The organism is Candidatus Poriferisodalis sp. (genome assembly GCF_965208555.1).
Lineage (GTDB): Bacteria > Actinomycetota > Acidimicrobiia > Acidimicrobiales > Poriferisodalaceae > Poriferisodalis.
Genome location: NZ_OZ242342.1, coordinates 1,857,894 through 1,880,330, shown reverse-complemented (window position 1 = coordinate 1,880,330; position 22,437 = coordinate 1,857,894). Strand labels below are relative to the sequence as shown.

Genomic DNA, 22,437 nt, shown 5'->3' with positions numbered 1-22,437 from the left:
GATCCACTCCACGACGCAGCGCCTTAGGTCCCCACAGCAGTCGTCGGCACGCTCATCGCTTGCGGCGGTTGCGGGTCTTGCCGTCGCCCGAGGTGCGACGACTCTGAATGGGCTTCGATTCCGGTTCCGGTTCGGTCCGCCTGCGCCGACGACCGCTGTCGGCGGCCTGCTGCCGATTCGACGAATCGGTTCCACGACGTGCTCGCTTGCGTGCATCTTCGACCCGCTCAGCCGAGGACCTGGTCCGGCGGATGGCAGGAGGCTCGGAGGTTTCTGTCGGCGTGGGTTCCGGTGCCTGATCGCTCGACGAGTTCCGTGAGCCCGTCCGCCGCTCCGCGCTTCGCCGTTCACGTTCCGCCCGCCGCTCCGCCTCAGCGTCGAGTGCCTTGCGCGAACGCTGATTGGGCACCTGGCGCGGCGGCTCGGGCGCCGGGACAGTCTCGGCTTCGATGACGTCGTCATCCGAATCGGCATCGACCAGCGGGGCCGGCGGTTTCATCCTGGCGTGAATGAACGCCTGCTGCAGCATCCGGTAGATGCTGGACACGATGAAGTAGGGCACCAGCGCCGCCGGGACAAAGAAGCTGAAGACCGGCAGCATGAACGGCAGGTACTTCATCATGAGTTCCATCTGGCGGTTCGGCATGGCCGAAGTGCCCCGTCGCGCCGCCATCTGGCGCTGCTGCAGCCAAGCCAGCAGGAAGGTCACCGCGATGAGCCCCAGGTACGGCAGCCCCTCGACGAAATCTGCCTGGACCACATCCTTGGCCGTCTCCGAGAGGTCCATGCCCAAGGACCGCATCTCGCCGCCCGCAGCGACGATGTCCTCGTACATCTGCGAATCGGGGCTCAGATTGCGGGGGAAGCGCTCGCCTTCTGGGAGTGTGAGGTTGTCATCGGGTATGCGCAGGTTCCAGATGACGCGGTACAGCACGATGAAGATCGGGATCTGCACCAAGTTCGGCAAGCAGCCGCCCAGGGGGCTCACCCCATGGGACTGGTACAGCTTCATCATCTCTTCGTTGAGCTTCTGGCGGTCGCCGGCGTGCCGCTTGCGCAGCTGGGCCATCTCCGGCTGCAGCGCCTGCATCTTCGTCATCGAGCGGGCGCCCCGCAGGGTGAGCGGGGTGAACAGCAGCATGATCGCCAAGGTCAGCATGGCGATGGCGAACGTGTAATCAGGCAGCAACGAGTAGAACCACGCCATCACCGCGGCGATGCCGTCGAAAATGGGGTCTGCCCAATCGAACATCAGTGCTCCAAGAGTCCAGGCGCGGCGAGCGCACCACGATCTCGACGGACCCGATCACTCGTCACCGGAACCGGGTCGTAACCCCAGCCGCCCCAAGGATGGCAGCGACAGATGCGGCGGAGAGCCAGCCAGCCGCCGCGCAGCGCACCCCATCTGCCCACGGCGTCCAGTGCGTACTGCGAGCACGTCGGATCGAAACGGCACGATGGCAGCCTCGATCGTGGGAATGCGCGGTACAGCCGCACTGCTGCAATCATCGCCCGTGCGACGGGTCCAGGCCTCACGCCTGCGTGCTCTCCGCACTCGGACTCAGGGCGCCGGCAGCTGACAGCAACCGCACCAGCTCGGATCGAGCCCGCCGGTACGTCACGGTCGATGCCGCCGCTCGCACCCCGACGAGATAGCGCCCAGGCATCAAGTCGACCGCGAGTTCGCGAAAGAGCGCCCTCAGACGCCGGCGAGCTCGATTGCGCATCACTGCGGTTCCTCGACGCCTGCTGAGCGCGAACGCCACCCGCGGCCCGGGCAGGCCGCCGTCGGCCGCGAACGTCAGCCACAGCAGCTCGCTGTCGAATCGACGACCGCGGCGCAGTGCTGCGAAGTCGGCCCTGCTGCGGCACGAATCGATCAGGCGCTTAGCCGTTGCCGGCCCTTGCGTCGGCGAGCGTTCACAATTGCTCGGCCCGCGCGGCTGGACATGCGATGGCGAAAGCCATGCTTGCGGGCTCGTCTGCGGTTATGTGGTTGATACGTGCGCTTCACGCTGCAGCCTCCTGGAGGTTCAGGCCGCGGGCAGGCCCGCGAGAGGCGGTGCGGCGGCCGGAGCGTGCCCGGGCGGTGGCCCGAGAGCACGGACAGCCTACGGGTGCCGGTCGTCTTCGATGCGCGGAGAGGCAAACCCTCCCGCGCATCGGTGGCGTCCCGAGCGCGCGCGAGGGCGGCCGGTACTCGCGCCCGGGGCCGTCTTCCGCGCGCCGCACACTGACGACAGCTCTCCCCACAAGGGCACCGGGTTTCGATGTCATCCCCTTGTTATGCGGGCGTTAGGGACCTGTCGCTGAACCGCGGAGCCCCCGTCAACTCGAACATGTCGCAGGCACCCAAAGACGCGCTTGCAGCAGTGCCAGCGCGGCCATAGGTTCCGACCACCGGACGCCGCTTCGTGCCCCGCAGGCGAACAACAGGTTCCCCGGATGCACGACGGACGGAGATGAACGAGGTTGTCGTGGTGAGTACTCCGCAGGCAGGTGCTGCAGCGCATGAACCTGAGGATCAACACCGCATCTCGCAGTCGCCGGAATCGTTCGCGGCCGCTCATGCGGCTTCGGACACATCTCCTGCCGCCCGCGTGAATCCCGACTCCGCACCGGCAGCGCCCGAGGCCACCCGCGCGAACACCGATGAGCTGTGGTCACAGTGCCGTGACATTCTCCGGGCGACGGTTTCTGACGCGCTCTGGCTGGGCTATTTCCGCCACCTGCAGGCACTGCACATCGACGCCGAACTGGCCGTGCTGATCGCGCCGAGCAACATGATCCGGGATCGCATTCAGCGGCGCTATATCCCCATGCTTCACGCCGCGTTCGAGCAACTGCCCGTTCGCCCTCAGACCTACGAGATCGAGACCCGTCCTGAACTCGGCGATCTGGACAGCGCCAACGGCACCGACGCAGACCCGCACGCCATGGATGCGCACGATGTGGATGCGGTGGTCGATGACGAGTCTGCTGCCCCAGCCAACGACGAGGCCTGGCACCCGGCGACCGGTGCCGCCCAGAAGCCGCCAGACGCCGACCCTGAGACGATGAACCTGGACACAGCTGCGTCGGCGACCGATGCCGGCAGCACGCCACGCAGGGTGACGGGCGTCGACATCACCAATCCGCGCTACACCTTCGAGAGCTTCGTCACCGGCAGCGGCAACCGGTTTGCCCAGGCCGCAGCACTTGCGGTCGCAGAGACGCCGGGCATTGCCTACAACCCCCTGTTCATTCACGGCGGCACCGGTCTCGGCAAGACCCATCTGCTGCAGGCCATCGTGAACTTCGTGGGAGCCACCCTTCCGGAGCACCGTGTGCGGTACGTCTCCACGGAGACCTTCCTGTCGGAGTTCATCGAGGCGATCCGGACGAACACGACACCGGCATTCAAGAGGCGCTACCGCGAGCTCGACGTGCTGCTGCTTGACGACATCCAGTTCATGGAGGGCAAGGAAGGCCTGCAGGAAGAGCTGTTCCACACGTTCAACTCGCTGCATGTCGCCGGCCGGCAGATCGTGATCTCATCCGATCGCCCGCCCCGCAGCATTTCCACCCTGTCCGACCGCCTGCGCAGCCGGTTCGAATGGGGCCTGATCACCGACATCCAGCCGCCTGATCTCGAAACCCGGGTGGCGATCCTGCGCAAGAAGACCGAGCACGGCCACGTACCCGACGAAGTGCTCGAGCACATCGCGCACCTCATCACGAACAACATCCGAGAGCTCGAGGGGGCACTGGTGCGCGTCACCGCCTATGCCAGTCTCACCCGGAGTGCTGTCACGCTGGAGATGGCGCAACAGATCCTGAGCGATGTTCGCGAACCGCAGGAGAAGCCCATCACCACGGAGCGGATCCTGAACATGACAGCAGACATGTTCGGCTACGACGTGACCGAACTCACCAGCCAGCGGCGCCAGCAGGGTTTGGTCAAGGCACGCCAGATCAGCATGTACGTGATGCGGGAGCTCACGGATCTGAGCTACCCCGCCATAGCCAGCGTCTTCGGCGGGCGAGATCACACGACAGTCATGCACGCCGTCAAGAAGATCAACAGCTTGCTGCCAGCCGAGCGCAAGGTGTACGACCAGGTCGCACAACTGATAGCGCGCGTCCGGGCAGCCTGAGACTGATTCACCGATTGCTGTCCTCTGCCCGGTCAGAGACTGGATCTAGGGTGTCTCCACACGCTGTGGACAATGAGTGGAAAAGTTCTCGACAAACCTCGGGAAAAGTCGCGCTTTTCCACTCTCGCACTGATACTGCAGAAAATGAAAGGTGCAGCTGTGGACGGGCAGGCAAGACTGTTGACAGACCGCGCTGCGCTGATCTGCGACAACGGCTGGTCGTCCACAATTCACAGCCCCTACAACCACTATCGAATGAATCTCAACCTTCTCATTGAGGATGGCCAGTCTCATCGCCCCTGTACGGCCAAGGAGAACCGCCCGTGAAGCTGCGCATTGAACGAGATGCACTTGTCGACCAGTTGACCTTGGCCAGTCGGGGGGTCAATGCGCGCGGGGGCGGTTTGTTCGTGCTGACTGGACTGCACTTGCGTGCCGACGGCACGGGGCTCACGGTCACTGGCACCGATCTCGACCTGACCGTGCGTACGCAGCTGCGTACGGCGGTAGAGACCGAGGGCGAGACCGTGGTGCCGGCTCGACTGCTGACAGACATCGCCCGCGCCTTGCCGTCAGGTGAGGTCGATGTCCAGGTGGACGACGAAGAAGTCCAGATCACCAGTGCACGAGCCCAATTCTCCGTCCGGACCTTGCCGACGGCCGACTTTCCGACGCTGCCCCAGCCGAGCGGAGACGATGTCACCGTGCCCGCAGGCGACCTGGCAGAGGCCTTCCGCCAGGTAGTGCGCGCCGCGAGCTCCGATGATGCTCGCCCGATCCTGACCGGTGTGCTCATGGCAGCCCGCGGCGACGGTCTTCGGCTGGTGGCGACGGACTCGTACCGTCTCGCGCTGCGGGACCTCCCTGAGGCACAGGTGCTCGGTCCAGGACAGCAAGTGCTTGTGCCGTCTCGCGCACTTGAGGAGCTCGGTCGGATTCTCGATCCAAGCAACGACGTCACCATGCGGTTGGGCGAGCGCGAGGTCGCGTTCGAAGTGAGCGACGATGCGCAGTCAGCTCAAGTGACCTGTCGCCTGATCGCGGGGGACTTTCCGAGCTACGAACCCTTGATCCCCGACTCCCACGACAATCGCCTGGAGGTGGATCGGGCTGCCTTGCTCGACGGCGCACGCCGGCTTCGCTTGCTGGCCCGCGACACGAACGCGCCGCTGCGAATGGAGTTGCGCCCTGACAGCATCGAGCTGACGGTCATCAGCCAGGACGTCGGCAGCGCGAGCGAGGAAATCGATGCCGCCTACGAAGGCGACCCGACCACCGTCGCATTCAATCCCGACTACCTCATCGAGGGTCTTGAAGCGGCTGGCGGCGACACCGTCGAGCTGGTGCGCCTCGATGCCCTCAAGCCCGCTGTCCTGCGGACGCCCGGGCAAGGGGAATTCCTGTACTTGCTGATGCCCGTTCGGGTGTCGTGATCGTCGCTTGGCTGGGCATCGAGAATTTCCGGAATCACCGGGCAACGAAGCTGACGCTTAACGCCGAGCGAACGCTCATTGTCGGTCCCAACGGGCACGGCAAGACCAATCTGCTTGAGGCCCTGGCGCTGCTGGACGGCTCGGGTTCTTTCCGCGGTGCGAGCGCCGAGACACTTGTGCGCTCCGGCTGTGACCGGGCTTTCGTGCGAGCCGGGATCCAGCGGAACCGCCGGACGTACCTCGTGGAGATGGAGATCACACTGGCCGGCCGGTCTCGGGTCCAGGTGAACGGGCAACGGATGAAATCGCTGCGCGATCTCGCTGATGTGGTGAGCACAGTGGTCTTCTGCCCCGCCGACTTGTCGATTGCTGCGGGCGCGCCGTCAGTGCGTCGGGAGTTGCTCGACAACGTGCTGACCAGCATCGATCGCGAGTACCGGGCGATGCGGCTCGATTTCGAGCGGGTGCTGCGGCAGCGCAACAACCTCTTGAAACAGGTCGGGCAACGTCCCGACGATGAGGCCCTCATGACCCTCGACGTCTGGGATGCCCAGCTGGCAGCGGTGGGTGAGGCCATTGCACAACAGCGCGATGCCGTGTGCTCGGCGTTGACGTCTCCGGCGCACGACGCCTATTGCCAGCTCGCGGGGTCTGCCGCCGACTTGAGGCTGTCCTATACGGCGCACTGGCGAGAGAGCTCCCTGTCGGCCGCTCTGGCACAAGCACGCGCGGAGGATCTGCGACGCGGGACCACCACAGTGGGCCCACACCGCGACGACATGACAATCTGCCTGGACGGCCTGCCGGCGCGGACGCACGCATCCCAAGGGGAGCAGCGCAGCATCGCTCTGGCGCTGAGGTTGGCGCAGCATCGCTACACAGCGCAGATCAGCGGCATCGATCCCGTCATCCTGCTGGACGATGTGTTCTCAGAGCTTGACGAGGGCCGAGCCGCACGGCTCGTCGGCTGCCTGCCCCCTGCGCAGACGGTGGTGACCTCGGCTACCGGTCACGTTCCGCCCGGAATCGAAGCTCACAGCCAAGTGCAGATCCGCGATGGCGAAGTCATGGCTGCCTAGCGCGCGAGCATGTGCTTCGGATGACGAGACGCCGGCGCACGAGGGGTGGCCGCGATCCACGGCCGATCGGCGATTCACTCAAAGCAGTGACCGCCGGCTTCGGTTCGAGGGGTCGCGCGATCGACCTCAACGACCGTTGGGCCGAGGCCGTCGGCGAGGCCATTGCGGCCCACGCGCAGCCCGAACGGCTCGAAGCCGGCCGGCTGACCGTCGTGGTCGACGACCCTGCTTGGGCGACGGAACTGCGCTACCACGCCAGCCAGATTCTGGCTGCACTGAACGCAGATTCCGGTGCGGCGGCGATCTCTGAATTGCACCTGCGCGTCCATCCTGGCGGTTGACACAAAAAGCGCTTCTGACCTGCGGATTCACTGCCTCCTCAGCAGTCACCGCTGCGCCGAAAATCACTCGCTGTCCGGTAGACTGATTGCACCGTGACCGACGTCACTTTGGCACCCATATCAGCAGCCCCCGGGGTCGGCGCGACCGGCGCTGACGGCGTCGTTGCCGGGGACTACAACGCAGATGCCATCACGGTGCTCGAAGGCCTCGAGCCAGTCCGTGAGCGGCCTGGCATGTTCATCGGCTCGACCGGTTCAGGCGGCCTGCACCACTTGGTCTATGAGGTGGTGGACAACGCCGTCGATGAGGCCATGGCGGGTCATTGCACATCCATTGAGGTCACGCTGCAGCCTGACGGCTCGTGCACGGTCACCGACAACGGTCGCGGCATCCCGGTCGAGGCGCATCCGCAGTATCCCGACAAGTCGGCGGCCGAGGTGGTGCTGACCGTCCTGCATGCCGGCGGCAAATTCGGCGGCGCCGGCTACAAGGTGTCCGGGGGATTGCATGGCGTCGGCGTCTCGGTCGTGAACGCCCTGTCCTCCGAGCTGGAAGCTGTCATCGACCGTGACGGGCGCCGCTGGTGCCTGAAGTTCCGTGACGGCGGCGAACCGGTCGGCGAGCTCACCGACACCGGCCCGTCACCTTCACCGACCACTGGCACCACCATCACGTTCCGACCCGATGCCACGGTGTTCGACCACACCGAGTTCCGGGCCCAGACGCTCACCGAGCGGCTGCAGATGATGGCGTTCCTCAATGCCGGGCTGCAGATTGTCTTCGTCGATGCCCGGCCTGCCGAGCCAGTACGCCACGAGTACTGCTATCCGGGCGGCATCCGCGACTTCGTCCGCCATCTCAATGAGACGTCCGAAGCGCTGTTCGACGAGGTGGGGTATCTGACGGCCGCCGAAGACGGCGATGAGGTGGAGATCGCCTTCCAGTGGAACACCGGCTTCAACACTGACGGCATCCACAGCTTCGCCAACGGCATCAACACCATCGAAGGGGGCATGCATGCCGAGGGGTTCCGCTCGGCCCTCACCTCGGCAGTGAACGCGTATGCCAAAGACCGCAAGATGCTGCGGCCCGACGACGGCAACCTGCAGGGCGACGACATTCGCGAGGGTCTCACCGCGGTGGTCAGCGTCCGCATGGAAGCACCGCAGTTCGAAGGCCAGACCAAAGCCAAGCTGGGCAACACCGCCATGCGCAGCCTCGTGCAGAAGGCCGCCTACAGCGGGCTCAGCGAATGGCTTGAAGAGCATCCCGCGGAGGCCAAGCTGCTGGTCGGCAAGTCCGTCGACGCTCGCCGGGCGCGCATCGCCGCGCAGAAGGCCCGCAACACCGTCCGCAAGTCAGCACTGGGCGGCGCTGGCTTGCCCGGCAAGCTCACCGACTGCTCCTCGGGCGACCCCGAAGAAGCCGAGCTGTACATCGTGGAGGGCGATTCGGCCGGGGGATCTGCCAAGGAGGCTCGCGACCCCGCAACCATGGCGATCCTGCCCATCCGGGGCAAGATCCTGAATGTTCAGCGCAGCCGGCCTGAACGCATTTTTGATAACAACGAGATCAGCGCGCTGATCTCAGCCATCGGTGCCGGCGTGGACGGCGCGACCGGTGAGAATGGCTTCGACGTCACGAGGGTCCGCTATCACAAAGTGATCCTGCTGTGTGATGCCGACGTCGACGGCAGCCACATTCGCACGCTGCTGTTGACGTTCTTCTTCCATCGCATGCGCGAGCTGTTGTCGCACGGCTGCGTCTACATCGCGCAGCCGCCGCTGTACTCCACCAAGGTCGGCACTGAGACCGTTTACCTCAAGGACGACCGGGCAAAGGCAGCGTTCCTCGAAGAGCGGCCCAACCACCGCAACGAGTTCCAGCGCCTCAAGGGTCTCGGCGAGATGGATGCGCAAGAGCTGTGGGATACCACTATGGACCCGGCTACCCGGACCCTGCTGCGTGTCACGCTCGAAGAGGCCGCCACAGCGGATCTCATTTTCAGCATCCTCATGGGCGACGACGTGGACGCCCGCCGGGGGTTCATCCAGAACAACGCCACCGACGTCCGCTTCCTCGACGTCTGAGTCCAGTGGATCATCGGACCCCAGGCGCATGAGCGACGACGGCGCCACAGACGCAGAGGACGCAGTCGGCGCCGTCGGCAGCGCCGATTCGCCGGCGGGAGGCGCCGTCGGCATTGTCGACGTCGAGATCCAGACCGAGATGGAGCAGTCCTTCTTGGACTACGCCATGTCGGTCATCACCTCGCGGGCACTGCCCGATGCGCGTGACGGCTTGAAGCCGGTGCATCGTCGGATCCTGTGGTCGATGTTCGATACCGGGCTGCGGCCGGACCGTCCGCACAAGAAATGCGCCACCGTGGTCGGCGATGTCATCGCCAACTACCACCCCCACGGCGACGGGTCGATCTACGACGCGCTGGTCAGGATGGGTCAGTCGTTCAGTCTGGCCAACACGCTGATCGACCCGCACGGCAACTTCGGCTCGCCGTCGGATCCGCCGGCTGCCTACCGCTACACCGAGTGCCGCCTGACTGACTTGGCCATGACGATGGCCGAGGGCATCGACGAGGAGACGGTGGATTTCGCCTCGAACTTCGACGGCTCCCGCACCGAGCCGCTGGTGATGCCCTCACGGTTCCCGAATCTGCTGGTCAACGGCAGTCAAGGCATCGCGGTGGGCATGGCCACCAACATTCCCACCCACAACTTGGGCGAGGTCGTCGATGCCACGATCCATCTCATTCAGCATCCCGAGGCCACCGTCGACGATCTCATGGAGTTCGTACGCGGCCCGGACTTCCCGACAGGCGGGCGGATGCTCGGCCGCGCCGGTGCCCGCGAAGCCATGGCCACCGGCCGCGGTTCGGTGAAGCTGCGGGCCCGGGCCGAGATCGTCCAGAACGGCAAGCGATCCAGCATCGTGGTCACCGAGATCCCGTACCAGACCTCGGTCGAGAACATCGAGCGCAAGATCGCCGATGCGGTGAACCGCAAGGTCATCGACGGCATCACCGAGCTGCGCAATGAGTCCGCGAAGGGCAAGACGCGCTTCGTCATCGAGCTGCGACCGTCGGCGCCGGCGAACGTCGTGCTCAACAATCTGTGGAAGCACACGCCGCTGCAGTCCAGCTTCGCCGTGAACATGGTTGCGCTGGTTGACGGGGTGCCGCGCACGCTCAATCTCCGAGACGCCCTCGGCGCCTATGTCGACCATCAGATCGAAGTGGTCACCCGGCGCAGCCAGCACCGCCTCGACGAGGCGCGAGCCAGGGCGCACATCGTGGAGGGCCTGCTGCGTGCGCTCGACCTGATCGACGAGATCATCGCGCTGATCCGCTCGAGCGACGATCGGGCTGCGGCGCTTGTGGGGCTCTGTGATGAGCCGCTGTCGTTCAGCGCCGAGCAGGCCAATCACATCCTGGACATGCAGCTGAGCCGCCTGACCCGGCTGGGCCGCACACGCCTGAGCGACGAGCTGGCCGAGCTGACGCAGGCGATTGCCGAGCTGGAAGCCATCTTGGGCTCAGACGAGCGGCTGCGGCAGGTGATCATCGACGAGCTGAGCGCGCTGCGCGGCGAGCACAACACGCCGCGGCGCACCGAGATCGTCACCGATCCGGGTGAGATGGACGCCGAGGATCTCATCGAGGATGAGCCGTTGGTGGTGACGCTGACGCGCGAGGGATACGTCAAGGCGACGTCGCCCGACATGTTCCGCACCCAGGGACGGGGCGGCCGCGGCGTGCAGGGTGCGCGGCTGAAGGACGACGATGTCGTGGTCCGCGTCCTGCTGACCACGGCGCACGCCTGGCTGCTGTGCTTCACCAACCGGGGCAGGGTGCACCGGTTGAAGGCTTACGAAGTGCCGCTCACCAACCGCACAGCCCGCGGCACGGCGCTGGTGAACCTGTTGCAGCTCGAGGCCGACGAACGCGTCGAAGCCGTGGTGGAAGCGCGGGAATTCCCGGCGGACCGGTACCTGATGTTCGTGACCCGCAACGGGCTCGCCAAGAAGACGCCGTTGAGTGCCTATGAGAACATCCGCTCGAACGGCTTGATAGCGCTAAGCCTGCGAGACGGCGACGAGCTGGTGCGTGTGCTGGAAACCTCCGGCGATGACGACGCTTTTGTTGTGTCGCGTGCAGGACAGGCCGTCCGGTTTTCGGAATCCAAGGTGCGGTCGATGGGCCGTGTCGCTGCTGGCGTTCGAGCTATGCGCTTGCGTGACGGCGACGCCGTGGCTGCCGCTGATGTGCTGCACCCGAACGATGTTCGCGACTTGCTGGTAGTGACCAGCAACGGCGCCGCGAAGCGCACGACAGCGGAAGAGTTCTCGCGCAAAGGCCGTGGTGGTCTCGGCGTGATCGCTGTCAAGTTGCCGAGCGCAGAATCCCGGCTCGTCGGCGCCCGCTTGGTGGACGTTGACGATGAAGTCCTGCTGGTGTCCTCCAGCGGCGTGCTGATCCGCACTCCGGTGTCAGAGATCTCGAGCCAAGGCCGTGCTGCGGCCGGAGTGCGGGCGATGGCACTTGCTGAGGGCGAGGAAGTCGTGGCGGTTGCTCTCGTCGAGCTCCCGGACATTTCAGAGAGCCCAGATTCCAGCAGCGAGCCCCGCGAAAATGCTGCGGGCGAGGTGAGCTCGCCGACGTAGTTTCGGCCGATGCCCACGACGAGACAGAGCCCCGGCTTCCGAAGAGGCCGAGGCTCTGTCGAGTTTCTGTGGGGCCACTGGCAGGTGCCAGGGCGTCACGGCTTGCCACCCTACGTCGAGGGTTCAAGTCCCTCCGGCTCCACACGCACACGGTATCAGGACGGGCAGGCAGCGCTGCCGGTGGCATTGCTGGCGCTGGCGCTGCTTGTGGGGGTGGGGCTCGTGGCCCGCTGGGGGAACGCTGCGCTGTCGAGTTCGCGAGCCCAGGCTGTCGCCGATGCGGCGGCACTGGTGACGCTGGCAACCGCTGACATCGCCGCGATTTCACAGGGTGCGCTGCCCGACGATGCCGCCGCCCAGGACCTGATCCGCGATGCCGGCGGCGCTCTCTTGGGATTCGAGGTGCGCGTCGACGACGGAGCGGCATACGTCGAAGTGGTTGTGGAGTTCGACGGCCAGCGTGCTTCAGCCGCTGCCGAAGTCCGGGTGCCGATGGTCGCTCCAGCGACCGGGGGCTCTGCCGGCTGACTCCTACACTGCGAAGCGTGGCCGATGCGACATCGGGTGGGGGGCCGCCGTCGCCGGGGCCAGGCGGGCCGACTCCCACTGACGAACTGTTTGCCGAAGCGCTGGGCATCACCCCGGCGAGTCGCGCACGCCGTCGCCGCCGCCGCACACCTGCTGCTGAGACCCCGGTGCCCGGTGAGTCCAGTCCGCCCCAGATCCCGCCGTCGCCACAGCAGCCCGCGCAGCCCGCTGCCGCCAGCGGCCGGCCTGCACCGCCCCCGCCGCCCGCCGAAGAGGTTCCGGCGGTGCGCTGGGCATGGCTGAGCCAGCGCCGTGCCCGGGTACGGCGAACGCACCGGATCCTGCGCCACATCGATCCCTGGTCGGTGTTCAAGGTGTCGGTGCTGCTCTACGCCTGCCTGTATGTCGCTGTGCTGGCGGCGGGAGTGCTGCTGTGGAACGCGGCGCAACGCTCGGGCCTCGTTGACAAGGTCGAGTCGTTCATCACCGAAGTCGGCTCGTATGACAGCTGGACCATCGACGGCATGGTGATCTTCCGGCGCGCCCGGATCATCGGGCTCATCGTGGCCACGGTCGGCGTTGCCTTCAACGTGGTGATGGCGATCATGTTCAATCTGATCAGCGATCTCACCGGCGGTGTTCGGGTCACCGTGCTCGAAGACGAGCGTCGCCCCCCCGCCCGCTGAACCCCCGGCCGCCGCCACCGCGGGCGCGTTCAGAGACGGTCTGGCTGTAGTGTGTGCGGCTCCGCGGGGCTATAGCTCAGTCGGTTAGAGCGCACCCCTGATAAGGGTGAGGTCGTTGGTTCGATTCCAGCTAGCCCCACATGATGAGCCTGCTGCGCCGTGCGCTGCTCGCAAGCGTGGTGGGCGGTCTGATCACCATCGTCCTGCGGCTGCGCTCGTCCGAAGACATCCCTCGCCGCGAAGGCAGTTGGCGAGAGTTGGCGGGCCCCGACCTTCGGTGACGGCGTGATCCTCCGGGGCGTCGAGATCTCCGATGAGCCCGGAATTCCGATGAGGCGAGAGTCTCGATGAGCCCGGATTCTCCATGAGCACGGTCGCGGTCATCGGCGCGGGAGCGGTAGGGCAGCGAATTGCCCGGCAGCTGGCCTCCCGGCCCGATGTCGATCGCCTCGTGCTGGGATCGCGCCACACCGCCCGCTTGCGTGGCCTGGCTGCGCAGCTGCTCGATGTGGACGTGGAGGTGCTCGAACCCGGTGCGTTGCCGGAGGCCGATGTGGTGGTCCTCAGCCTGCCGAGCGGCGGTCACGCCGCGCTGGCCGAAAAAGCGCTCGACCGCCGAGCGCACGTGGTGTCCCTGTCGGGTGCCGTGACCGACGTCGAGCAGCTGCTCGAGATGAACAAGCGGGCCACCAACGCTCGACGGTCCATCGTGGTGGGGGCGGGCTTCTCGCCGGGGTACAGCTGCTTGCTGGCCCGCCACGGCGCTGCCCGGTTCGATGTGGTCACCGAGGTGCATATCGCGCGGGTCGGCACCGGAGGGCCGGCATGCCAGCGTCAGCTGCACCGTGCCAGGACCGGAACCTCGGTGGACTGGCGCGACGGGCAATGGCGGCGTCGTCGTGGCGGGTCAGGCCGGGAGCTCGTGTGGTTCCCAGATCCGCTCGGCGCTCATGACTGCTACCGCGCAGCTCTCGCTGATGCGCTGCTGCTGGTGCCGGCGTTCAGCGATGTCGAGCGGGTGACTGCCCGTGTGGCAGGCACCCGGCGCGATCGCCTGACAGCGATGCTGCCCATGCTGCGGCCGCCGCATCCTGAAGGCGGACCCGGGGGAGTCCGTGTCGAGCTGCGGGGCCGGCGGGACGGTCGTCACTGCACCGACGTGCTTGGCGTGATCGACCATCCGAGTGCGGCCGCAGCAGCGGTGGCGGCGACCGCTGCAAGCTGGGCCCTGGCCGACGAGCTGCCCACGGGAGCGTGGGGGCTGGGCATGCTCGACGACCCGTTGCCGTGGCTCTCGGAGCTGGCCGAGCGGGGTGTGCGAGCGGCCGCGTACGAGGGAGCGCGCCTGTAGGTCTGGCGCAGCCGGCGGGGATCAGAAGCGCACGAGACGCTGCCAGTCCTCGAGCAGGGCGGTGTCGCCGAAGGTTTCGAGCCGGTCGGGGCCGATGCGGCCCCACACGAACAGCAGCAGGTCTTGTGCGGGTGCCCGAGCAGCCACGTCGGATTTCGCGTGTGCGCGCTCGACGGTCATGCCGTCGCTGCCGCGGGTGATCACCCATTCGCCGTGCGCGTCGGTGGCGTGCAGATGAACGGTCTCGCCGTTGCCGGCGAACCCCGTCGGGTTCCGGAGCCGCACGTAGACGTCGAACAGCTCGTCGACGCCGTCGACAGCCAGCTCGGGATCGATGAGCGCCGGCGTCATGCCCAGCGCGGCCTCAGCGTCCCACCGGTGCATGGTGGTCTCGTGGGCCATGCGACGCCACCAGAAGCTCATGGACTGTTGTTCGGGATCCCAGGTCCAGGCTTCGGCGTCGGGCGGGCGCCCAGTCATGAGGTCGGTGAGTGCGTCGAACGCGTCTGCATGCCACTGCGCCACGGAACCGGAAGGTTTGGCGACGGCGGCGGGGTCGACGCGCGCTCCCGCGGTGATGCTGCTGCGCACGAATGTCCAGACCGTGGCGCAGTGCGCGATCAGTGCTTCGAGAGTCCAGTCCCCGCAGCTGGGGACCTGCCGGCTCCACATGTCCGGCAAGCGTTCGGCATCTGCGGCGATTTCGTTGAGTCGCGCGCCCTCCGCCGCTCGCAACTCTGCGTACCCTGTCGCGTCCATGGCGTGTGATCTCCTGCTCTTGCCGGTCGAGCCAGTGACCGCAGCCATGACGTGAGCTGGCTTCTAGCGTCCATTCCCAGCCCGTCACGGAGCTACGTCTCGCTCGGACCGCTGGATATTCGAGCCTATGGCCTCGGCATTGCGGTGGCTGTTCTGGTGGCCGTATGGATCACCAGCCGTCGCTGGCGTCGCGCCATCGCAGGTTGCGATGAGGCGTATCGGGCCAGCGCCAACGATCTCGTCGGGACGATCGCGGTCTGGGCGGTTGCTGCTGGATTGATCGGCGCCCGGCTGTATCACGTGCTCACCGACTTCGATCGCTACCAGGACAACCTCGGCGAAGCAGTGAAGATCTGGCAGGGCGGCCTGGGCATCTGGGGCGGCATCTCGGCTGGTGTCCTGGTGGCGGTGTGGCGGCTGCGACGAGGTGGGCACAGCACCGGGACAATGCTCGACGCGCTCGCGCCTGCGCTGGCTGTGGGCCAAGCCATCGGCCGGTTGGGCAACTGGTTCAACCAGGAGCTGTACGGACGACCGACCGATCTGCCGTGGGCCCTCGAGATCGACCAGGCCCACCGTGTTGCCGGCTACGGCCTCGAAGAGACGTTCCATCCGACCTTCGCCTACGAGGCGCTGTGGAATCTGACGTTGGCAGCAACGCTCGTGTGGGTGATCCCGCGGGTGCTGCCGCGCCTGCGCACCGGGTATCTGTTCGCGATGTACGTGCTGGGCTACACCGCAGGGCGTGTCTGGATCGAGCTGCTGCGCATCGACACGGTCAACGAGCTGTGGGGCCTGCGGTTCAACGTGTGGACCAGCATCGTGATCGGTCTGGCGGCGTTGGCAGCCGTGCTGGTCGGCCTGCGCCGCGGTCCCGACACAGAGCGCACCGATGGGCAGGACGGCGCGGGCGAGAGCGATCTCGGAGCTGGGCCGGCCGATCCTGCAGCGCAGGACGCCGAAACGATCAGCTGAGCAGGCCGATCAGGGTCTCGCGGGTGGCGGCCTGCTCGTCGAGGGTGCCGAACGCTGAGCCGGCGAATGACGTCACACCGCACTCAGCGAGCGCACTGATGCGGTCGCTCACCTCGGCTGCACTGCCGATGACGGCGATGTCTTCGGGCCCGCTCAATCCCTCCCGGTCGAGCATCGCCCGGTAGCTGGGCAGGGTGCCGTACACAACGAGGTCCTTGGCAGCGCGCTCCCGAGCAGTGTCAGGGTCATCTGTCACGCACACAGGGAAGCCGGCCACAACCTGCGGCGCCGGCCTGCCGGCTTTCGCGGCGGCCTCGTTGATGGTCGGCGCGGTGTGATCCCGCAGTGTGGCGGGCCCGGTCATCCAGGTGAACGTGCCATCGGCCATCCGGGCGGTCAGGCGCAGCATCTGGCTGCCTAGCGCCGCCACGAACACGGGCGGTGCGTCGGCAGCAGGGGGAGTGATCTCGCCTCGCCCGACGACGGCATCGCCGCCGTGGGAGACGCGGCGATCGGTCATCAGCTTGGTCAGGATCGTCAGGTAGTCGCGCATGTGCGCAATGGGCCGATCGAACGAATAACCCCACATGCCCTCGACCACTGGCTTGTGGGACGGCCCGATGCCGAGGTCCAGTCGCCCGCCGATCACGGCTTGGGTCGTGAGTGCCTGCTGGGCCAGCATCATCGGATGCCGCGGGTACGTGGGCACCACTGCAGTGCCGAGGCGGATGCCCGGCACCCCGCGGCCGGCCACGGCGATGGTGGTCAGCGCGTCATGGCCGAAGATCTGGGGCGTCCAGTAGCGGCGGAAGCCCTGCTCGGAGGCCTCGCGGATGCTGGCCTCGAAGCGTTCAGGTGTGGTGTCGAATCCGAACAGCTCGATGTGCATGCCTCGGAGCGTAACGGCGTGCTCAGTGGCGTGACTGAGTTGTCGTCTGACCTGCTAACGCTCAGGCGTCAAGTCTCAGGCAAAGGTGTCGAACAGCTCCTCGAGCGCCTTGAGCTGGCCGCCGCTCGTGCTTGAGGGCACCAGGATCGGTGTCTTGCAGCCGGCGTCGAACCATGCCTCGACCCCGTCGCGCACCTGTGACGCCGATCCGTACAGCGTCGCGTTCGACAGCCACTCGTCCGTCATCGCACGTTCCAGCGCCTCGGAGTCGCCCGCAGCGATCGCCGTCTCCGCTGCTTCCATCTCGTCGATCCAGCCGGCTTGCTTCCAGTAGTTCCGGTAGTTCGGCAGTGCCACGTAGCCCGCGAGCGTCTTGCGGTTGCGGGCTGCTCCAGCAGCCCGGTCGTCATCGATGACGGCGGGGATCATGTTCCCCACGAAGAAATCATCGCGGCTCGCGGCGTCGCCGAGGTGCGCCACCGAATTCTGGAAGTCGTTGCAGCTCGCGTTCGCCCACACGGCCCCGGAACTGATCTCGGCCGACAGCTCGGCCATGCGCTGGCGCAGCGTGGCCAGCACGATCGGCGGGAGCTCGCCGTGCTGCGCCGATGCTGCCTCCATGGCAGCGATGTACTCGCGGATGTCGCCGAGCGGCTTGCCGGGCGTGATGCCAAGACGTTCGTGCACCGGGCCATGGGTGACGCCGATGCCCAGCCAGAAGCGTCCGCCCGAGATCTCATGGATGAACGCAGCGGTCGAGGCCATGTCGACGGGGTTGCGGAAGTAGATCGGCTGCACCGAGGTGCCGAAGTGGATCTCGTTGGTGACGTGTGCGATCGCCTGGCACAGCGCCACTGGGTCGCCCATTGACGGGCAGTAGATGCCGCTGAATCCTCGTTGCTCGATCTCGGCGGCGATTTCCAGGGTGCGTTCACGGCGGCCGCGCACAGCGGCCAGCGAGATGGCAGGCATGTTCATGCGGGGTTTCCTAGCAGACGTGCCCGATTGTCGCCGTTGGCTGTGCCGCGGCGCTCTCAGGGAGACTTGCGGGCCACGAAGCAATACAGCGTCGTGAAGATTCCCGTCTTGCCGCCGGCGACGTAGGCGTCGGCGGTGCGATCGAGCAGCTTGGCGATCTCGGCGGTGCCTCTGGGCAGGATCCTCAACGTTTCAGCCACGCGTGCAGCCCGGATCGCGAGTTGTCGACCCAACGGTGTTCCTCGCAGGGTGATGCGGCGTGTACCGCTGCGCGCCTCCATGGGCTGATACCACGGCGTTGTCGATCCGTTTGCTGTGGTTCCGCGGTCAATTCCTTCGATGACTTCGAATCCTGCTGTTTCGAGTGCTTGGTTGACTTCGGCGAATGTTGCGATCTGCTTGAGCGCGATCCCGCGCATCAGTTCTCGCTTGATCTCCTGATGATTCGCGTTGTCGGGATCGAACGTGTCTGTCAGGCACATTTCCTGACCCCACAACAGCGCACCGGGCTTCAGCACCCGCGAGATCTCGGTGAATGCGCCGACCTTGTCCGGCGCATGACAGGTCGACTCGATCGCGTAGGCCCGGTCGTAGGTGCCGTCTTCGATGGCACCCATGTCCATGAAGCTGGTCTCTACGTAGTCGATCATGTTGCCGAGGCCTGCTTCGGCGGTCAACTCCCTCGCCCTGGCCAGCTGGACTTGGCTGCTGTTGATGCCGGTGACCTTGACACCTGCTTCGCGGACCACCGTCCGCATCGGTCCGCCGATCCCGCACCCGACGTCGATAACCGACATGCCCTCGCGCAAGTCCAGCTTGTCGATCATCAGCCGCTGATGCCGAAGCTTGGAATCTTCCAAACTCTCCTGTGGAGTCAGCGGTGCGAAGTGGAGCGATTCACCCCAGCCGTAGATCATGAGGTGGCTGCAGATGTCGTAGTACTCCGTTGCCGTCTCGGCGTGGTCGGAACTCGGGCCGTCGCTCGGCGCGTACGTCTTGTCGAGTCGGCCGTTCAGCAACGCCACCCGGTTGCGCAGATCCGAGTCGCGGTATGACGCCCTCAGCCCGCGGGCGACCTGCCAGATGCTGCTCACCCGGGGGAGCCTAAGAGTTAGAGCCGGCAGCGGAGGACGTGCCGAGCAACGGCAGCGCCAGCAAAGCGAGCGCAATCAGGCTCGTCACGGTGACCAGGCCGATGGCAGGCCCGAATCCGGCGGCATCGATGACGAATCCGCACACTGCGGGGCCGACCAGCCCGCCCACCCCGAGCCCGGTGTAGTAGATGCCGATGACCCCGCCGAGGTTCTCCACGCCGTACCAGCCCGCCAGCACCGAGGGCGTGGCGGTCACCCACACCGCCCAGCCGACGCCGTGCGTCACGGCGCTCGTGATGAGCAGCGCGACATCGCCGCCTGAGATCCACCAGATCGCCAGGGCACCGGTCAGGCAGGCAAATGCGGCCCGGCACAGCCACATGGGATCGATGCGGTTCCCCAATGCGCCGCACGCCAGGCGTGCAGCGACGCTGGTGGCCCCGGAGATGCCGACCAGCCCGGCAGCCAGCCCGGGCGCCACCCCGGCGTCGACGGCGTAGTCGTTGTAGAACGCGACCGGCGCGTAGAAGCCGGGCCCGATGGCGACGACCGCCGCGAAGAACAGCAGGAAACGGGACGACCGCGCCAGCGTGCCGACGCGCATCAGCCGTGCGCCCGAGGTGCGCACCCGGTCGCCCCGTGTTGCAGCCCAACCGATGGTCACCAAGGCCAGCGCGGCCAGCAGGGCATACGTCGAGCGCCACCCGATCGCCGAGATCAGCTGGTGTCCGAGCCACGGCATCACGAGCGTTCCGGCCCCGACACCGGCCAGCAGGAAGCCCATCGCCGCCGGCCGCCGCTGCTCGCTGAAACTGCGGCCGATGAGGCCGATCATCGAGGGATAGCAGAACCCGGTCGCCAGCCCGACGAGCACACCGAACGCGGCATAGGTCTGCCAGAGGGCTCCCGAGGCGGCCGTTCCAAGCAGGCCCAGCGACATGGCCAGCGCAGCAGCTGCCACCAGCGGGCGGGCGCCGAATCGATCGCCGATGCGGCCCCCGATGGCGCCGCCGAGGTAGTAGGTGCTGATGGCCGTGGAGAACAGCGCGGCGACAGGTCCGGTGGTGGTGCCGAAGTCTTCGGCGATGGGCGTCAGGAACACCCCGAACGAGAACAGGATCCCGAACGTCACGAAGTTCGCAGCGAAAGCCGCCGCCGCGACCGACCACGGGGTCGCGGTCTCCGCTGGCTCGCTGGCGGACGGCAGGCTCGTCGTGTCGGACACTCAGATGCAAGCCTGCCCTGTCAGTACCGTGGTCCGCAGATCGGTCGGTGCCCGTGAACGACGACATTCGCTTCGAACCAGACGAACGCCCGCCCGCGCTGCTGACGCTTAACGTGGCGTTCCAGGGAGCGGTGCTGATCGTCACCAACGTCGTCACGTTCATCGTCATCTACTCCGCCGCCTTCGACGACGATGGCAGCTACGCCGAGTGGGCGGTGGTCGGCTCGTTGGCGGTGGCCGGTGTCCTCACTGCGCTCCATGCATCACGCCTGGGTCCGGGGTATCTCCTGCTGTGGGGATCGGGCATTCCCTTCATGGTCCCGTGCATCCTCGCCGTCGAGGCGGGCGGACCGGCACTGGCTGCGAGCCTGGCGGTGACCTCGTCATTGCTGCAGCTCGCCATGGCAGCAGGGCTGGCACGGCTGCGGCGGCTGATTACGCCGGTCGTCGCCGGTGTGGCATTCATCATGATTTCCCTGTCGGCGATGCCGATCGCCATGCGACGGATCAGCGACGTACCCGACGGCGCTTCCGAGCTGGCCGGCACCGCAGTCGGGGTGATCACGCTGGTGGTGGCCGCGCTGGCGATGCTGCGGGCCACCGGGCTGTGGCGTCTGTGGGCTATGCCGATCGCCATCGTGATCGGCTGCGCCGGATCTGTCGCCCTGGGCGTGTACGACGTCCAGCCGGCACGCAACGCTCCATGGCTCGACCTCCCCGATGTCGGCAGCTGGCCCGGATTCGCCTCCATCGCCGATGCCGACTATTGGTCGCTGCTGCCGGTGTTTCTGGTGATCAGCGCCGTGGTGGCGGCCCGGGCCACCAGTGAAGGTGTGTCGGTTCAGGAGATCTCCCACAGCACGGCGCGCGCCGTGGACTTCCGCGGTGTGCAGCGCACAGTCGGCGTGGGCGGCCTGGCGGTATTCCTGTCAGGAATCGCCGGCACCTTGCCCGCAATCTCCTACCTTCCGGCCACGATCTCGCTGCTCAGCTTCACCCGGGTGGCGGCACGCCGAGTCGGTCTGCTGATGGGCGCGATGCTGATCGTGCTGGCATTGCTGCCCAAGGCGGTCGCTGCGCTGATCACCATTCCCCGCCCCGTCAGCGGAGCGCTGCTGATGGCGATCTTGGGGTTGCTCTTCATCGAGGGTGTGCGGGCTGTGACGCGCGATGGCCTGAGCCGCCACCGCGGCTTCATCGTGGGGCTGTCGCTCTCGGTCGCTGTCGGATTGCAAAGCCAGCCGAGCTTCCTGGATCTCCTCGGCGGTCCGGTAGCGGCGCTCCTGGGCAACGGCGTGCTCGTCGGCGTGGGCATCGCCGTGTTGCTCACTGGAGTGTTCGAGGTGACGAGCGCACGGCGCCAGCGCTTCGAGACAGTGCTGGACCGCTCGGCGTTCGTTGATCTCGACGGGTTCTTGCGCACGCTGGGCGACGGCATGGGATGGAACAGTGCATCGGTCGAGCGCCTGCGTGCCGCCGGGGAAGAGACGCTCACAGCGATGATGCAGCTGCTCGAGGACAATCCGGGTGATGTGCCGCCGAGAGTGGTGCTGAACGCTCGGCCCGGCACCGCGTCAGCTGAGCTGGAGTTTCTGGCGCTGTTCTCCGAGGAGAACATCGAGGACCGGATCTCGTATCTCAACGAGCAGGCCTCCACGCCTGATGTCGGTGACCTTTCGTTCCGCTTGCTGCGGCTGCATGCCGCGGCCGTCCGCCACCGCAGGTACCACGGCATCGACGTCGTCACCGTGGAAGTCGAAGGCTCTGCGGCCTGACAGCAACGCATCAGGCTGGCCCGAGGCCGATGCGGCGTCGAATAGCGTGCGTGCACGAATCTGCGCACTCATTGGAAGGGGACAGCAGGCATGAAGGGCTACGTCGTCATCGACAACGAGATACTCGACCGTGAGGCATTCGCGGAATTCGCCGCGAAGGTTCCCGACGCAATGGCCGCCTATGGCGGACGGTTCGTCGTGCGTGGCGGCAACCCGGAGGCCGTCGAGGGGGACTGGGCACCGGACCGGCTTGTCATCATGGAGTTCGACAGCCGTTCGGCGGCCAACGCCTTCGCTGCCTCGGCCGAGTTCGCCGCCCTCGCCGAGCTTCGTGGCCGCGCACTGAAGTCCAGGCTGCTGGTGGCCGAGGGGTACGACCCCGCCGGCTGAGCCACCCTGGGGCGGGCTCTGCATTTGCACCCAAACTTGGATTACTGACCTGTAATTCCAAGTTTCGCGCGTAAAACTTGGATTCTCGGCGCGTAATTTCAAGTTTCAGGCCCGAAA

Annotated in this window: 23 protein-coding genes and 1 tRNA gene; 15 read left to right on the top strand and 9 right to left on the bottom strand. The window is 66.5% G+C overall.

Annotation, left to right across the window (positions count from 1 at the left end):
• Positions 1-52 precede the first annotated feature (52 nt).
• Genes ACOGXE_RS08620 through rpmH form a run of 4 tightly spaced genes read right to left on the bottom strand, consistent with a single transcriptional unit; the run spans position 53 to position 2,014 of the window.
• Complete coding sequence (locus ACOGXE_RS08620; RefSeq protein ID WP_419930532.1) at positions 53-1,252, bottom strand: YidC/Oxa1 family membrane protein insertase; 1,200 nt, start codon at positions 1,250-1,252, stop codon at positions 53-55.
• Complete coding sequence (gene yidD / locus ACOGXE_RS08615) at positions 1,252-1,509, bottom strand: membrane protein insertion efficiency factor YidD (protein ID WP_419933496.1); 258 nt, start codon at positions 1,507-1,509, stop codon at positions 1,252-1,254. Before yidD ends, ACOGXE_RS08620 begins: the two co-directional genes overlap by 1 nt.
• Positions 1,510-1,532: 23 nt before the next feature.
• Entirely contained in the window at positions 1,533-1,880 is a 348-nt protein-coding gene (gene rnpA / locus ACOGXE_RS08610; protein WP_419933495.1) for a ribonuclease P protein component, read from the bottom strand.
• A complete protein-coding gene (gene rpmH / locus ACOGXE_RS08605) occupies positions 1,880-2,014 on the bottom strand; it encodes a 50S ribosomal protein L34 (RefSeq protein WP_419930531.1) in 135 nt (44 codons plus the stop codon). Before rpmH ends, rnpA begins: the two co-directional genes overlap by 1 nt.
• Before the next feature lie 586 nt (positions 2,015-2,600).
• On the opposite strand from rpmH, the gene dnaA reads away from it, so the two are divergent.
• The 12 genes from dnaA to ACOGXE_RS08545 all read left to right on the top strand — a co-directional run bounded on the left by dnaA (position 2,601) and on the right by ACOGXE_RS08545 (position 14,235).
• Positions 2,601-4,136, top strand: a complete 1,536-nt coding sequence (dnaA, locus tag ACOGXE_RS08600) for a chromosomal replication initiator protein DnaA (protein WP_419930530.1) — start codon at positions 2,601-2,603, stop codon at positions 4,134-4,136.
• Positions 4,137-4,208: 72 nt separating this feature from the next.
• The gene (locus ACOGXE_RS08595) at positions 4,209-4,463 is read left to right on the top strand and encodes a hypothetical protein (protein WP_419930529.1); all 255 of its coding nucleotides are present in this window, start codon (positions 4,209-4,211) and stop codon (positions 4,461-4,463) included.
• A complete protein-coding gene (dnaN, locus tag ACOGXE_RS08590; RefSeq protein ID WP_419930528.1) occupies positions 4,460-5,569 on the top strand; it encodes a DNA polymerase III subunit beta in 1,110 nt (369 codons plus the stop codon). The genes ACOGXE_RS08595 and dnaN overlap by 4 nt, the downstream gene beginning before the upstream one ends.
• A complete protein-coding gene (gene recF, locus ACOGXE_RS08585) occupies positions 5,566-6,648 on the top strand; it encodes a DNA replication/repair protein RecF (RefSeq protein ID WP_419930527.1) in 1,083 nt (360 codons plus the stop codon). The genes dnaN and recF overlap by 4 nt, the downstream gene beginning before the upstream one ends.
• Positions 6,649-6,734: 86 nt before the next feature.
• Complete coding sequence (locus tag ACOGXE_RS08580) at positions 6,735-6,989, top strand: DUF721 domain-containing protein (RefSeq protein ID WP_419930526.1); 255 nt, start codon at positions 6,735-6,737, stop codon at positions 6,987-6,989.
• Between the two features lie 117 nt (positions 6,990-7,106).
• Positions 7,107-9,080, top strand: coding sequence for a DNA gyrase/topoisomerase IV subunit B (locus tag ACOGXE_RS08575; RefSeq protein ID WP_419933494.1), 1,974 nt, complete (start codon positions 7,107-7,109; stop codon positions 9,078-9,080).
• Between the two features lie 28 nt (positions 9,081-9,108).
• Entirely contained in the window at positions 9,109-11,670 is a 2,562-nt protein-coding gene (gene gyrA / locus ACOGXE_RS08570) for a DNA gyrase subunit A (protein WP_419930525.1), read from the top strand.
• Positions 11,671-11,850: 180 nt separating this feature from the next.
• On the top strand, positions 11,851-12,198 hold the full coding sequence (locus ACOGXE_RS08565) for a hypothetical protein (protein ID WP_419930524.1): 348 nt from the start codon (positions 11,851-11,853) through the stop codon (positions 12,196-12,198).
• Between the two features lie 17 nt (positions 12,199-12,215).
• Positions 12,216-12,884 (top strand): DUF3566 domain-containing protein, encoded by a 669-nt coding sequence (locus ACOGXE_RS08560; protein WP_419930523.1) that lies wholly within the window; start codon positions 12,216-12,218, stop codon positions 12,882-12,884.
• A 65-nt stretch (positions 12,885-12,949) separates the two neighbouring features.
• Positions 12,950-13,023, top strand: a tRNA-Ile gene (locus tag ACOGXE_RS08555).
• A gap of 4 nt (positions 13,024-13,027) precedes the next feature.
• Positions 13,028-13,165 (top strand): hypothetical protein, encoded by a 138-nt coding sequence (locus ACOGXE_RS08550; RefSeq protein ID WP_419930522.1) that lies wholly within the window; start codon positions 13,028-13,030, stop codon positions 13,163-13,165.
• Between the two features lie 83 nt (positions 13,166-13,248).
• The gene (locus ACOGXE_RS08545; RefSeq protein ID WP_419930521.1) at positions 13,249-14,235 is read left to right on the top strand and encodes a saccharopine dehydrogenase NADP-binding domain-containing protein; all 987 of its coding nucleotides are present in this window, start codon (positions 13,249-13,251) and stop codon (positions 14,233-14,235) included.
• A gap of 21 nt (positions 14,236-14,256) precedes the next feature.
• Here the strand turns inward: ACOGXE_RS08545 and ACOGXE_RS08540 are convergent, their stop codons facing one another.
• Positions 14,257-14,994 (bottom strand): maleylpyruvate isomerase family mycothiol-dependent enzyme, encoded by a 738-nt coding sequence (locus ACOGXE_RS08540; protein ID WP_419930520.1) that lies wholly within the window; start codon positions 14,992-14,994, stop codon positions 14,257-14,259.
• Between the two features lie 51 nt (positions 14,995-15,045).
• Here ACOGXE_RS08540 and lgt point away from each other — a divergent pair, with 51 nt between their 5' ends.
• Positions 15,046-15,969 (top strand): prolipoprotein diacylglyceryl transferase, encoded by a 924-nt coding sequence (gene lgt / locus ACOGXE_RS08535; protein ID WP_419930519.1) that lies wholly within the window; start codon positions 15,046-15,048, stop codon positions 15,967-15,969.
• Here lgt and ACOGXE_RS08530 read toward each other — a convergent pair.
• From ACOGXE_RS08530 to ACOGXE_RS08515, 4 genes are all read right to left on the bottom strand, one after another.
• Positions 15,962-16,858, bottom strand: coding sequence for a TIGR03564 family F420-dependent LLM class oxidoreductase (locus ACOGXE_RS08530; protein ID WP_419930518.1), 897 nt, complete (start codon positions 16,856-16,858; stop codon positions 15,962-15,964). The two genes, lgt and ACOGXE_RS08530, sit on opposite strands and share 8 nt — an antisense overlap.
• A gap of 75 nt (positions 16,859-16,933) precedes the next feature.
• Positions 16,934-17,836, bottom strand: coding sequence for an LLM class flavin-dependent oxidoreductase (locus ACOGXE_RS08525; protein ID WP_419930517.1), 903 nt, complete (start codon positions 17,834-17,836; stop codon positions 16,934-16,936).
• 56 nt (positions 17,837-17,892) lie between these two features.
• Positions 17,893-18,930 (bottom strand): methyltransferase domain-containing protein, encoded by a 1,038-nt coding sequence (locus ACOGXE_RS08520; RefSeq protein ID WP_419930516.1) that lies wholly within the window; start codon positions 18,928-18,930, stop codon positions 17,893-17,895.
• A 10-nt stretch (positions 18,931-18,940) separates the two neighbouring features.
• Positions 18,941-20,155, bottom strand: coding sequence for an MFS transporter (locus ACOGXE_RS08515; RefSeq protein WP_419930515.1), 1,215 nt, complete (start codon positions 20,153-20,155; stop codon positions 18,941-18,943).
• Between the two features lie 53 nt (positions 20,156-20,208).
• On the opposite strand from ACOGXE_RS08515, the gene ACOGXE_RS08510 reads away from it, so the two are divergent.
• Positions 20,209-21,930 (top strand): solute carrier family 23 protein, encoded by a 1,722-nt coding sequence (locus ACOGXE_RS08510; protein WP_419930514.1) that lies wholly within the window; start codon positions 20,209-20,211, stop codon positions 21,928-21,930.
• A 90-nt stretch (positions 21,931-22,020) separates the two neighbouring features.
• Complete coding sequence (locus ACOGXE_RS08505) at positions 22,021-22,320, top strand: DUF1330 domain-containing protein (protein ID WP_419863341.1); 300 nt, start codon at positions 22,021-22,023, stop codon at positions 22,318-22,320.
• Positions 22,321-22,437 lie beyond the last annotated feature (117 nt).

Coding starts and splice junctions, on each gene's coding strand:
- ACOGXE_RS08620 (WP_419930532.1), bottom strand. CDS start 1,252: ATGTTCGATTGGGCAGACCCCATTTTCGACGGCATCGCCGCGGTGATG.
- yidD (WP_419933496.1), bottom strand. CDS start 1,509: ATGATTGCAGCAGTGCGGCTGTACCGCGCATTCCCACGATCGAGGCTG.
- ACOGXE_RS08595 (WP_419930529.1), top strand. CDS start 4,209: ATGAGTGGAAAAGTTCTCGACAAACCTCGGGAAAAGTCGCGCTTTTCC.
- gyrA (WP_419930525.1), top strand. CDS start 9,109: ATGAGCGACGACGGCGCCACAGACGCAGAGGACGCAGTCGGCGCCGTC.
- ACOGXE_RS08550 (WP_419930522.1), top strand. CDS start 13,028: ATGAGCCTGCTGCGCCGTGCGCTGCTCGCAAGCGTGGTGGGCGGTCTG.
- ACOGXE_RS08545 (WP_419930521.1), top strand. CDS start 13,249: ATGAGCACGGTCGCGGTCATCGGCGCGGGAGCGGTAGGGCAGCGAATT.
- ACOGXE_RS08540 (WP_419930520.1), bottom strand. CDS start 14,994: ATGGACGCGACAGGGTACGCAGAGTTGCGAGCGGCGGAGGGCGCGCGA.
- ACOGXE_RS08530 (WP_419930518.1), bottom strand. CDS start 16,858: ATGCACATCGAGCTGTTCGGATTCGACACCACACCTGAACGCTTCGAG.
- ACOGXE_RS08525 (WP_419930517.1), bottom strand. CDS start 17,836: ATGAACATGCCTGCCATCTCGCTGGCCGCTGTGCGCGGCCGCCGTGAA.
- ACOGXE_RS08505 (WP_419863341.1), top strand. CDS start 22,021: ATGAAGGGCTACGTCGTCATCGACAACGAGATACTCGACCGTGAGGCA.